Consider the following 12,295-nt stretch of genomic DNA (forward strand, 5'->3'; position numbering starts at 1 on the left):
GAGATGGGTGGCGAGGTCGCGCAGTGCGGCCTCCTTGACCGCGGCGCCGGCGACGCGCAGCTCCTCCCAGTCCTCGACCTCGGCGACCACCCGGGCCCGCTTGTCGCGGATCGTGCGGGTGGCGTGGGCGAGGTTGTGGCGCAGCTGGGTGTCGCCCAGCGCAGCCCGGGCAGCCTCGGGGAACGCCGGCATCCCGACGAAGGTGCCGGTGTTCATGCCCGCTCCCCCGCCCGGGCGCCGACGGCCGGTCCGTCGGAGCGCCCCTCGGACTCCTCGGTGGCCGCCAGGACCTCGGCGAGGTGCACGGTGCGTACGCCGGAGCGCTCGCGCGAGAGCAGTCCCCCGATGTGCATCAGGCAGGAGTTGTCCCCGGCCACCACCATCTCGGCGCCGGTCTCGCGGACGTGCCGCGCCTTGTCGGAGCCCATCGCGACCGAGGTGTCGGCGTTCTTCACCGCGAAGGTGCCGCCGAAGCCGCAGCACTCCTCGGCCTGCGGGAGGTCGACGAGGGTCAGGCCGCGCACCTGCTCGAGCAGTCGGCGGGGGCGGTCACCGACCCCGAGCATCCGCAGCGAGTGGCAGGTGGGGTGGTAGGTCACGGTGTGCGGGAAGTAGGCGCCGACGTCGGTCACGCCGAGCACGTCGACGAGGAACTCGCTCAGCTCGTAGGTCCTCGGCCCGGTCTCGGCGACCGCCGCCTCGAGGGCCGGGTCGCCGGAGCGCCGGGCCACGATCGAGTGCTGGTGGCGCGCGGAGCCGGCGCACGAGCCGCTCGGGGTGACGATGGCGTCGTACCCCGCGAAGGCGTCGACGAAGGTGCGCACCACCGGGACCGCCTCGTCGAGGTAGYCGGTGTTGACCATCGGCTGGGCGCAGCACGTCTGGGCGACGGGGAACTCGACGTCGACCCCGAGCCGGCGCAGCAGCGTGACCACGGCCTTCCCGGTGTCGGGGAACATCGCGTCGTTGATGCAGGTGACCAGCAGGGCGACCCTCATGACGGCATCCTCTCCCGAGGGGCCCGCGGGGTGAAGGACCGCAGGTCGTGGGTCTCGCGGACCAGGGCCCGCAGGTCGTCGAGGCCTCCGGTCACGGCGCCCGCGGCGCGGGCCTGCACCAGCACGTTGCCCAGGGCGGTGGCCTCGACCGGGCCGGCGACCACCTCGCGGCCGGAGCGGTCGGCGATCGCCTGGCACAGCAGGGTGTTCTGCACCCCGCCGCCGACGACGTGCACGGTCGTGACGGTGCGCCCGGCGAGGTTGCCGGCCACCTCGATCGCGGTGGCGTACGCCGCGGCGAGGGACTCGACGATGCTGCGCACGGTGGACGCGGCGTCGGCGGGCGCCCGGACGTCGTGCTCGGCGCACCAGGCAGCGATGCGGGAGGGCATGTCGCCGGGAGGCACGAACCGCGGGTCCTGCACGTCGAAGACGGGCACCTCGGTGTCCACGGCGGCGGCCGCGGCCAGCAGGTCCGCCAGGTCGGTCCGGTCCCAGGCGCGCATGGCCTCGCTGAGCAGCCAGGTGCCCATGACGTTGGTCAGGAACCGCACCGTGCCGTCGACGCCGCCCTCGTTGGTGAAGTTGGCCGCCCGCGCCGCACCGGTGAGCACGGCGGACTCCAGCTCGAGGCCGACGAGTCCCCAGGTGCCCAGCGAGAGGTACGCCGAGGCGTCGTCGCCCAGCGGGGTCCCCACCACCGCGGAGGCGGTGTCGTGGGACCCGACCGCGACGAGCGACAGCCGGTCCACACCCAGCGCGGAGGCGACGTCGGCCGAGACGTCGCCCACCACGTCGCCCGGGTGGACCAGGTCCGCGAAGACCTTCCGCGGGAGGCCGAGCATCGCGATCAGCTCGTCGTCCCACTGCCCCGAGCTCGGGTCGAGCAGACCGGTCGTGGAGGCGTTGGTGACCTCGGCGACCTCGCGGCCGGTGAGCCAGTGCCCCAACAGGTCGGGCACCAGCAGCAGCCGGTCGGCGTCGTGGACCCACGGGTCTGCGGCGAGCTGGTAGACGGTGTTGAACGGGAGGAACTGCAGGCCGTTGCGCCGCTGGAGGTCGTCGGTGTGCACCGTGGCGTGCACGCGCTCGGGGCCGGTGACGCAGCGCCGCTCGTCGCGGTAGTGGTACGGCGTGCCGAGCAGCCGGCCGTCACGCAGCAGGCCGTAGTCGACCGCCCAGCTGTCGATGCCGACACTGGCCAGCCGGCCCTCCCCCGCCCGCTCGGTGAGCCGGACGGCCTTGCGCAGCCCGCCCAGCGCCGCGGCGTACAGGCCCAGGACGTCCCAGTGCAGGCCGTCGGGCGTGCGCACCGGGGTGTTGGCGAAGCGCGCGACCGGCTCGAGGTGCAGCCGGCCGGGGCCGACCTCGGCGAGCATGACCCGGCCGCTGGAGGCGCCGAGGTCGACGGCGGCGACGCGGACAGGGGGATTCGAGGCTCGCTGCGCTCGCACCTCAACCACTGGTTCCTCGTCCTCAGCGCAGGAACGCGGCCGCGACGCCGGCGTCCACGGGGATGTGGAGGCCGGTGGTGTGGGTCATGTCCGGGCCGCAGAGCGCGAAGACCGCGTTGGCACAGTGCTCGGGCAGCACCTCGCGCTTGAGCAGCGTCCGCTGGGCGTAGAACTCGCCCAGGTTCTCCTCGTCCACGCCGTAGACCGCCGCGCGCTGCGCGCCCCAGCCGCCGGCGAAGATGCCGGAGCCGCGCACGACGCCGTCGGGGTTGACGCCGTTGACCTTGACGCCGTGCTCACCGAGCTCGGCGGCCAGCAGCCGCACCTGGTGGGCCTGGTCGGCCTTGACCGCGGAGTAGGCGATGTTGTTGGGGCCGGCGAAGACGGAGTTCTTGGACGAGATGTAGACGATGTCGCCGCCCAGCTTCTGGTCGATCAGCACCCGGGCGGCCGCCCGCGACACCAGGAACGACCCCTTGGCCATCACGTCGTGCTGGAGGTCCCAGTCGGCGACGGTGGTGTCGAGCAGGGACTTGGACAGCGAGAGCCCGGCGTTGTTGACGACCAGGTCGAGACCGCCGAAGGCGAGGACCGCGGCGTCCACCATCGCCTGCACGGCCTTCTCGTCCGACACGTCCACCCGGACGCCGACGGCGACGTCGGGGCCACCGATCTCCGCGGCGGTCGCCTGCGCCTTCTCCAGCGACAGGTCGGCGATGACGACGCACGCACCCTCGGCGGCCAGCTTGGTCGCGATGGCCCTGCCGATGCCGGACGCGGCGCCGGTGACGAGCGCGATCCGGGTGGCGAGTGGCTTGGGGGCCGGCATCCGCTGGAGCTTGGCCTCCTCGAGCGCCCAGTACTCGATGCGGAACTTCTCCGACTCGTCGATCGGGGCGTACGTCGAGAGTCCCTCCGCGCCGCGCATCACGTTGATCGCGTTGGTGTAGAACTCGCCGGCGACGCGGGCGGTCTGCTTGTCCTTGCCGTAGCTGAACATCCCGACGCCGGGCACCAGGATGATCAGCGGGTCGGCGCCGCGCATCGCGGGCCACGAGCCGCCGAGCGCGGAGGCGTTGCGGTCGTAGTACGCGGCGTAGTCGGCGCGGTAGGCCTCGTGCAGCGCAGCGACCCGGTCGCGGACCTTGTCCAGGGACGCGGTGGGGGGCAGGTCGAGCACCATCGGCTTGACCTTGGTGCGTAGGAAGTGGTCGGGGCAGCTGGTCCCGAGCTCGGCCAGGCGCACGTGGTTGCGGCTGGCCAGGAAGTCCAGGACGACCTTCTCGTCGGTGAAGTGGCCGACCATCGGCCGGTCCTGGGAGGCGACGCCGCGCAGCAGCGGGGCGAGCTCTGCGGCGCGGGCCCGGCGCTCGGCGGGGGCGAGCGGCTCGTACTTCTTGAGCCGGCTGCCGAAGGGATCCTTCGTGGAGTGCTGCGTGATGTGCTTCTCCGCGGTGCGGATCATCCACAGCGAGTTCTTCTGGCACTGCGCGCTGGTGTCGCCCCACGCGGTGATCCCGTGGCCGCCGAGGATGCAGCCGACCGCCTGCGGGTTGGCCTCCTTGATGGCGGCGATGTCGAGGCCGAGCTGGAAGCCCGGCCGACGCCAGGGCACCCACACCACCTTGTCCCCGTAGACCTCCTTGGTCAGCGCCTCCCCGTCGGCGGCGGTCGCGATGGCGATGCCGGAGTCGGGGTGGAGGTGGTCGACGTGCGCCGAGTCGACGAGCCCGTGCATCGCGGTGTCGATCGACGGGGCGGCCCCGCCCTTGCCGTGCAGGCAGTAGTCGAAGGCCGCGACCATCTCGTCCTCGCGCTCGACGCCGGGGTAGACGTCGACCAGCGCCCGCATCCGGTCCAGCCGCAGGACCGCGAGGCCCGACGGGGTGAGCGTGCCCAGGTCCCCGCCGGAGCCCTTGACCCACAGCAGCTCGACGTCCTCGCCGGTCACGGGGTCGGTCTCGGTGCCCTTGGCCGAGGTGTTGCCGCCGGCGTAGTTGGTGTTCTTGGGGTCCTGGCCGAGGCGGTTCGAGCGCTGCACCAGCTCGGAGACGGCGGGGTTGAGGTCACTCACGGTGTTGTCCTTCGCTTCGCTGGTCGGGGAGGTCGCTCTGCGACCGTCACGAGACCGGGTGGGGATGGCTGGAGATGGGTGGGGGCGGGTGGGCTGCGTCAGTTCCAGCCGGCCTGGGCGCCGCCGACGCGGTCGGCCTCGATCTGCTGCTGGTAGCCGGAGTCGAGGTAGGCGCGCATCGGGTCGGCCGGGAGGCCGCGCTCCTCGCGCCAGGCGGCGAGGTCGCCGCGCACGTCGGTGTAGAAGGCGTCCATGAAGACGGCGTTGGCGGCGAGCACGTCACCGGACGCGCGGGCCGCGGCCAGGGCCTCGGCGTCGAGGAGCAGCGCGCGGGCGGTCATCTCCTGCACGTTGAGCACCGAGCGGATCTGCCCGGGGACCTTGTCCTCGATGTTGTGGCACTGGTCGAGCATCAGGGCGACGTCGCTGTCGGGGCCGAAGCCGCCACCTCGGATGACCTCGACCATGATGCGGAACAGCTGGAACGGGTCGGCCGCACCGACGATGAGGTCGTCGTCGGCGTAGAAGCGGCTGTTGAAGTCGAAGGAGCCCAGCCGGCCGAGCCGGAGCAGCTGCGCGACGATGAACTCGATGTTGGTGCCGGGCGCGTGGTGGCCGGTGTCGAGGCAGACCAGTGCGCGCTCGCCGAGGGCCGTGCAGTGGGCGTACGACGTACCCCAGTCGGGGACGTCGGTGTGGTAGAACGCCGGCTCGAAGAACTTGTACTCGAGCACCAGGCGCTGGTCCTCCGACAGCTGGGAGTAGATCTCGGCGAGGCCCTCGGCCAGCCAGTCCTGGCGGGCCCGGATGTCGCCCTGGCCCGGGTAGTTGGTGCCGTCGGCGAGCCAGACCTTGAGGTCACGGGAGCCGGTCTCGTTCATCACCTCGATGCAGGCGAGGTTGTGGTCGACGGCCTTGCGACGCACGGCCGGGTCGGCGTTCGTCAGGCTGCCGAGCTTGTAGTCGTCGTCCTGGAACGTGTTGGAGTTGATGGTGCCGAGCGCGACGCCGTGCTCCTTGGCGTAGGCGCCGAGGGCGGCGAAGTCGTCGACCTGGTCCCACGGGATGTGCAGGGCGACGGTGGGCGCGAGACCGGTGAAGCGGTGCACGGTCGCGGCGTCGGCGATCTTCTCCTGCACCGAGCGCGGGGTCCCCGGGCTGCCGAACACCTTGAAGCGGGTGCCGGAGTTGCCGTAGGCCCACGACGGGACCTCGATGGCCAGCGCCCCGAGGGTGGGGGCGATGTCGGCGAACACGGTCATGACGGATCCTTCGTCCTGCTGGTGGGAGGGGTGCTGGTTCGGGGGGCGGCCTCGGGCGTGGACAGCTGGTCCTCGAGGTGGAAGACCTCGTCGAGGAGCACGAACCCCTCGTCGGGCGGGACGTCGAGGTCCTCGAAGAGGTCGCCCATCGCGGCCTGCCACCGGGCGTTGACCTCGGTGGCCGCCATCGCCCGCTGAGCCTGCGCGAGGTCGTCGCTCTCGACGTAGCCGATGAGCAGTCCGTCTCCACGCAGGAAGAGCGAGTAGTTGTGCCACCCGGTGTCGGCGAGTGCCTGGACCATCTCGGGCCACACGGCCGCGTGGGCCCGGGTGTAGTCCTCGAGGCGGTCGGGCTTGACCTGGAGCTGGAAGCAGTAGCGCTTCATGGTGGGCCTGTCAGTGGTGCCGGGTCCGGGACGGCGCGGGCGCCGCCCCGGACGGGGCGATCAGAAGTCGAAGTCGCCGATGTTGTCCTTGTTGAACCGGTACGGCTCGCCCAGCAGGACGGTGCCGTCGGCGCCGACCTCGAAGCTGCCGAGGTCGCCGGCCTCGAAGGAGTCGCCCTCCTCGCCGGTGATGTCGCCGTCGACGAGCGCCTTGGCCGCGAACGCCGCCAGGTAGCCGAGGTCCTCGGGGTTCCACAGGGCGAACTCGGTGACGGTGCCGTCCTCGACGTAGTCACGCATCTGGTTGGGCGTGCCCAGACCGGTCAGCGCGACCTTGCCCTTGGCGTCCGAGGTCGACAGGTAGCGGGCCGCCGCGGCGATGCCGACGGTGGTCGGCGAGATGATGCCCTTGAGGTCCGGGTGGTCGGCCAGCAGTGCGGCCGTCTTGTCGAACGACGTCTGGTCGTCGTCGTCGCCGTAGACCGTGTCGACGAGCTCGATGTCGGGGTGGTTGTCGGCGAGCTCCTTCTCCATCATCTCGATCCAGGCGTTCTGGTTGGTGGCACTGGCGGCCGCCGAGAGGATCGCGACCTCACCGGCGTCGTCGATCTGCTCGGCGATCATGTCGACCTGCACCTGGGCGATGCCCTCGGCGGTGGCCTGGTTGATGAAGATGTCGCGGCAGTCGACCTCGGTGTCGGAGTCGAACGTGACTACCTTGGTGCCGGCGTCGCGCGCCGCGTTGAGCGAGTCGCACAGCGCGGTCGTGTCGTTGGCCGAGACCACCAGGGCGTTGATGCCCTGCTGGGCCGCGGTGTCGATGAAGGACACCTGCGCGTCCGGACCGGCCGTGTCCGGGCCGACCTCGTCGTAGGTGCCGCCGAACTCCTCGACGGCCTTCTGGCCACCGGCGTCGGAGGTCTCGAAGTACGGGTTGCCGAGGTTCTTGGGCAGGAAGGTGACGGTCGTGGCGCTGTCCCCACCGCCGCTCCCGCTGTCGGTGGCCGAGTCGGAGTTGGAGTCGCTTCCGCACCCGGCGAGGACGGAGGTGGCGACCAGGGCCAGTCCTGCCACCGCCGCGAATCGCTTGGACGTGAGGTTCATGGTTGTACCTTTCGGGATTCGTCGCCGGCGGGCGGCGCTGAAGGGTCCGGCCTGGTGGCCGTCGTCCTGTGCGGGCGGATCTCCCGGAGCCGCGGCAGGAAGCTGGAGGCGATCACCGAGGCCACGAGGAGCAGGCCGATGATGATCTGGATGACCTCGGAGCCCTGCCCGCTGAGCATGAGCGCCGAGTTGAGGACCGCGATGAGCAGGGCACCGGCGATGACGCCGGGCAGGGCCCCGCGGCCCCCGAAGATCGAGACGCCACCGAGCAGCACGGCCGCGATCACGCGCAGCTCGTAGCCGGATCCGGTGTCGGTCGCGACCGAGTTGGACTTGAGCAGGACGTAGACCCCCGCGAGCGAGGCCACGACTCCGCTCAGGACGAAGAGCAGCAGCTTGGTGCGGCGCACGTCGACGCCGGAGAAGTGCGCGGCCTCGGAGCTGAGGCCGATCTCGAAGATCCCGCGACCGAAGCTGGTGAAGTGGAGGAGCAGGCCGAAGACGATCGCCAGGACCACGACCGGGATCACCACCATGGGCAGGTTGGTCGAGCCGATGCGATCGGTGGGCCACCCGCGCCAGGCCTCCGGCAGCGCGGAGATCCGCTTGTCCTGGATGAGTCCCTCCGCGAGGCCGCGATAGAGGGCCAGGGTCCCGATGGTGACCGCGAGGGACGGCAGCCCGACGTACGCGATGAGGAAGCCATTGAACGCGCCGAGCACGAGGCCGAGGAGGAGCGCGGCGATGATCGCGACCGGCATCGAGGCGCCGTGCTCCTTGACGAGCACGCCGGCCGTGGCCGCACTGACGCCGAGGGTGCTGGCGACCGAGAGGTCGATCTCGCCGGAGACGATGATCAGCGTCATCGGCAGCGCCATCAGCAGGATCGGCGCGTACTCCTTCCACAGGTTGTACGTCGTGAGCGGGCTGTCGAAGAACTGGACGCTGGTCAGCGCGTAGACGTAGACCACGACGAGCGCGGCGAAGACCGCGGCCTCGCGGGTGAGCAGCACCCGGGCGAACAGGTTGCGGGAGTACGACGGGTAGTTGCGGGTCACCTGACCCTCGATCGTGCTGGTGGTCATGCCTCGTCCCTCGCTTCGATGAGTCGGTTGGCGCGGCGGACCGAGAGCACCCGGTCCAGGACGATGGAGCCGATGATCAGCGCGCCGACGACGGCGCCCTGCCAGAAGTCGCTGATGCCGAGGATCGGCAGCGCGCGGTTGATGGTCACCAGGAGGACGGCGCCGATGGCGGCCCCCCAGACCGTGCCGCTGCCGCCGAAGATCGCGACACCGCCGATGACGACGGCGGCGATCGCCTGGAGCTCGATGCCGGAGCCGGTGCCGGAGAAGGCGGTCGCGTAGCGGGCGGTGAAGAAGACGCCCGCCAGCCCGGCCAGCGCCCCGCTGAGGACGAAGGCACCGAAGACCCGCTTGCCGATGTTGAGCCCGTAGAGCCGCGCGGCGTCCGGGTCGGAGCCGATGGCGTAGAGCTCGCGGCCGCCACGGGCGGTCTGCAGGTAGTAGCCGACGACGGCGAGGACGATCGCGGCGATGATCGTCAGCACCGGGATGCTCAGGACCTGCTGGGTGCCGATGGACTCGAAGTTGGCCGGGAAGTCGGACGCGGTGAGCCGGTCGCTCCCGGCCTGGTGGGTGAGCAGRCCGCGCAGGACGTACATCGTGCCCAGCGTGACCACGAGCGCGGGCACCCGGAAGAACGCGACCAGGAAGCCGTTGCAGGCGCCGATCACCGCCCCCACGAGCATCCCGGCGAGGAAGACGAGCACGACCGGGGTGTCCGGGTTGGCCACGAAGATCTTGCCGGAGACGTACGCCGCGATCCCGAGCGTCGAGCCCACCGACAGGTCCACGTTGCGGGTGATGACGACGACCGTCTGGCCGACCGCGAGCAGCACCAGGATCGAGGGGGTGAGCAGCGTGTCGCGCCAGCCGTCGGCGCTGAGCACGAAGCTGTGGCGTCGGGTGGTGGCGGCGATGAGGATCGCGAGCAGGACGACGGTGATGGCGAGCTCCCGCGAGCGGAGCACGGTGCCGACGGCGCGCTGGGCCGGGCTCTGCCGGCTGGGCTCCACCAGGGTGGCGGTCATGCGACGGTCTCCTCGCTGCGTCCGGTGCTGCTGGGTCCGGTGCTCGGCTCGCTGGACCGGGTGGCCGCGGCCATGACGTTCTCGGGGGTGGCGTCGTCGCGGGCGATGTCGGCGGTCAGCCGGCCCTCGCACACGACCAGCACCCGGTCGGCCATCCCGAGGACCTCGGGCAGCTCGCTCGAGATCATCAGGATCGCCATGCCCTGCCCGGCGAGCTCGGAGAGCAGGCGGTGCACCTCGGCCTTGGTGCCGACGTCGATGCCGCGGGTGGGCTCGTCGATGATCAGCAGGCGGGGGTTGGTGGCCAGCCACTTGGCGATGACGACCTTCTGCTGGTTGCCGCCCGACATGGTGGCGGCCTTCATGTCGAGGGCGCTGGTCTTGACCTCGAGGCGGCTGGCCCACGGGCCGGCGGCGGCGTTCTCGGCGGCCGTGGTGAGCAGACCGAGCCGGGTCAGGCCGCCGCGGACCACGGAGGCGACGTTGCGGGCGACCGACCCGTCGATGACCAGGCCCTGGTGGCGACGGTCCTCGGGGACGAAGGCGATGCCGGCACGGATCGCGTCGCGGGGACTCTGCGGACGGACCGTGTGGCCGTCCAGGACGACCGACCCCGTGTCGTAGGCGTCGACGCCGAAGACGGCCCGGGCGATCTCGCTGCGCCCGGCGCCGACGAGACCAGCCAGCCCGACGATCTCGCCGGCGCGGACGGTGAAGGAGACGTCGTGGAACTCACCGGCCGTGGTGAGGCCCTGCACCTCGAGGACGACGTCCCCGATCTCGGCGGGCGTCTTCGGGAACAGCTCGGCGACCTCGCGGCCGACCATCCGGGCCACGATCTCGCGCTCGGTGGTGTCGGCGACCCGGTCGGTGGAGACGTAGGAGCCGTCGCGCATCACCGTGACGTGGTCGCACAGTGCGAAGACCTCGTCGAAGCGGTGGGAGATGAAGACCAGCGCCCGGCCCTCGTCGCGCAGGCTGCGGGCCACGGCGAAGAGGCGCTCGACCTCGTTGCCGCTCAGGGCCGCGGTGGGCTCGTCCATGACGAGGAGGCGCGCGTCGAGGGAGATGGCCTTGGCGATCTCGATGATCTGCTGGTCGGCGATGCTCAGCCCGAGCGCCTGGCGACGTGGGTCGATGTCGACGCCGAGGCGGGCGAAGATCTCCCGGGCCTCGCTGCGCATCGCGGCCTGGTCGAGGCGACGGTTGGTCTTGACCGGCTGGCGGCCCATGAAGATGTTCTCGGTGACCGAGAGGTCCGGGAACAGCGTCGGCTCCTGGTAGATCACCGCGATGCCGGCGTCCTTGGACTCGGCGGTGGAGGAGAAGTCCACGCTCTCGCCGCCGAGCAGGAAGTCGCCCCCGTCACGGCGGTGGACACCGGCGACGACCTTGACCAGCGTCGACTTGCCGGCGCCGTTCTCGCCCACGAGGGCGTGGATCGACCCGGCGTCGACGCTCAGGCTGCCCGCCCGCAGGGCGACGACCGGTCCGAACGACTTGGAGACGTCGCGGAGCTCGAGCACGGGAGTGGTGCGGCCGGTCACGGTGCCTCCTCGTCATGGATTGAAAGGTTTCAATCCGATGCCGGAGACGTTAAGTGATGGGAGTCACAGCCGTCAACCCCTTGTCGCGATTTTGGCGCTAGAGTGCCGCTCGAGCGGAGTCATCCCTCCGCGATCCCGTGTCATTCGATCGTTTCAAGGGGGACCCGTGCCGGACTCGCGTGACGGCTCCGCACGCAGCGCGTCCGTCAAGGACGTCGCCCAGCTGGCCGGCGTCTCGCTGGGGACCGTCTCCAACGTCCTCAACCGCCCCGATCGCGTCAGCACCTCGACCCGGACGCGGGTGGAGGACGCGATGGCCGAGCTCGGCTTCGTCCGCAACGAGTCGGCCCGCCAGCTCCGGGCCGGGCGCAGCCGGACCATCGCCTACGTGATGCTCGACGCGACCAACCCGTTCTTCACCGACGTCGCCCAGGGCATGGAGCACGTCGCCGAGGACCGGGACCTCTCGCTCTTCTTGTGCAACAGCGACAACCGCGCCACCCGGGAGGCGGCGCACCTCGCCCACCTCCAGGAGCAGCGGGTGCAGGGCATCCTGGTCACCCCGGTCGACCCCGACTCCCCCGGCCTCGCCGACCTCGCGCGCCGCGGCACCCCGCTGGTCATCGTGGACCGCACCCGTCCCGGAGCGGCGTTCTGCACGGTCTCGGTGGACGACGTGCTCGGTGGACGACTGGCGATCGAGCACCTCGTCGACCGTGGCCACCAACGGGTCGCCTTCGTGGGCGGCCCCGACTCGCTGGGGCAGGTGCGCGAGCGGCTCGAGGGCGCCCGCCTGGCGTGGCGCGAGGCCGGGCGGGCCGACGACGAGCTGCTCGTCGTACCCACGGCGGCGCTGAGCGTCGCCGAGGGGCGCTCGGCCGGCGAACGCCTCGCCGGCCTGCCCGCCCGCACACGACCCACGGCCGCCTTCTGCGCCAACGACCTCGTCGCGCTCGGGCTGCTCCAGCAGGCCACGTCCGCGGGCATCCGCGTCCCCGAGGACCTCGCCATCGTGGGCTTCGACGACATCGACTTCGCGGCCGCCGCGGCCGTGCCGCTCACCTCGGTGCGCCAGCCCCGCGCGCAGCTCGGTCGTACGGCCGCTCGGCTGCTCGTCGACGAGGCCGACGACCCGGCCCACGTGCACGAACAGGTCGTCTTCGACCCCGAGCTGGTCGCTCGGCGCTCGACACTGGGCTGACCCCTCGGCTCGCGGGGTCCGCGGCCATGAGCTCGCCCGCCCGCTCGGAAGCGGCGCTCGCGCGCCCGGGAGCGGTGCCCGCGCCCGGGAGCGGTGCTCGCGCGCCCGGGAGCGGTGAGCGCGCGCCCGGGAGCGGTGAGCCAGCCACCTTCCGAG

10 protein-coding genes and 1 pseudogene are annotated in these 12,295 nt (G+C 71.6%); 1 reads left to right on the forward strand and 10 read right to left on the reverse strand.

All coding sequences use genetic code 11. The features are described from left to right. The 10 genes and pseudogenes from AC1DQF_RS19190 to AC1DQF_RS19235 all read right to left on the reverse strand — a co-directional run. Positions 1–216, reverse strand: a pseudogene (locus AC1DQF_RS19190) ((4Fe-4S)-binding protein); the annotation flags it as partial. Beyond that, positions 213–998 carry a (Fe-S)-binding protein gene (locus AC1DQF_RS19195; protein WP_477526830.1) on the reverse strand — a complete coding sequence of 262 codons (786 nt, stop codon included), beginning with the start codon at positions 996–998 and terminating at the stop codon, positions 213–215. The pseudogene AC1DQF_RS19190 and the gene AC1DQF_RS19195, both read right to left, overlap by 4 nt. Further along, entirely contained in the window at positions 995–2,461 is a 1,467-nt protein-coding gene (locus tag AC1DQF_RS19200; protein WP_477526831.1) for a rhamnulokinase, read from the reverse strand. Before AC1DQF_RS19200 ends, AC1DQF_RS19195 begins: the two co-directional genes overlap by 4 nt. Positions 2,462–2,474: 13 nt before the next feature. Next, on the reverse strand, positions 2,475–4,526 hold the full coding sequence (locus tag AC1DQF_RS19205; protein ID WP_477526832.1) for a bifunctional aldolase/short-chain dehydrogenase: 2,052 nt from the start codon (positions 4,524–4,526) through the stop codon (positions 2,475–2,477). A 98-nt stretch (positions 4,527–4,624) separates the two neighbouring features. Next, positions 4,625–5,788 carry an L-rhamnose isomerase gene (gene rhaI / locus AC1DQF_RS19210; protein WP_477526833.1) on the reverse strand — a complete coding sequence of 388 codons (1,164 nt, stop codon included), beginning with the start codon at positions 5,786–5,788 and terminating at the stop codon, positions 4,625–4,627. After that, on the reverse strand, positions 5,785–6,174 hold the full coding sequence (locus tag AC1DQF_RS19215) for an L-rhamnose mutarotase (RefSeq protein ID WP_477526834.1): 390 nt from the start codon (positions 6,172–6,174) through the stop codon (positions 5,785–5,787). The genes rhaI and AC1DQF_RS19215 overlap by 4 nt, the downstream gene beginning before the upstream one ends. Before the next feature lie 60 nt (positions 6,175–6,234). Continuing rightward, positions 6,235–7,278, reverse strand: a complete 1,044-nt coding sequence (gene rhaS / locus AC1DQF_RS19220) for a rhamnose ABC transporter substrate-binding protein (protein ID WP_477526835.1) — start codon at positions 7,276–7,278, stop codon at positions 6,235–6,237. Further along, positions 7,275–8,363, reverse strand: coding sequence for an ABC transporter permease (locus AC1DQF_RS19225; protein ID WP_477526836.1), 1,089 nt, complete (start codon positions 8,361–8,363; stop codon positions 7,275–7,277). The genes rhaS and AC1DQF_RS19225 overlap by 4 nt, the downstream gene beginning before the upstream one ends. Then, positions 8,360–9,391 carry an ABC transporter permease gene (locus AC1DQF_RS19230; RefSeq protein ID WP_477526837.1) on the reverse strand — a complete coding sequence of 344 codons (1,032 nt, stop codon included), beginning with the start codon at positions 9,389–9,391 and terminating at the stop codon, positions 8,360–8,362. Before AC1DQF_RS19230 ends, AC1DQF_RS19225 begins: the two co-directional genes overlap by 4 nt. Further along, the gene (locus AC1DQF_RS19235; RefSeq protein WP_477526838.1) at positions 9,388–10,938 is read right to left on the reverse strand and encodes a sugar ABC transporter ATP-binding protein; all 1,551 of its coding nucleotides are present in this window, start codon (positions 10,936–10,938) and stop codon (positions 9,388–9,390) included. The genes AC1DQF_RS19230 and AC1DQF_RS19235 overlap by 4 nt, the downstream gene beginning before the upstream one ends. A 166-nt stretch (positions 10,939–11,104) precedes the next feature. On the opposite strand from AC1DQF_RS19235, the gene AC1DQF_RS19240 reads away from it, so the two are divergent. After that, positions 11,105–12,139: a LacI family DNA-binding transcriptional regulator gene (locus tag AC1DQF_RS19240; protein WP_477526839.1), complete on the forward strand. Its 1,035-nt coding sequence runs from the start codon at positions 11,105–11,107 to the stop codon at positions 12,137–12,139. Positions 12,140–12,295: the final 156 nt, after the last annotated feature.

The organism is Nocardioides sp. P4_G4 (assembly GCF_056401085.1).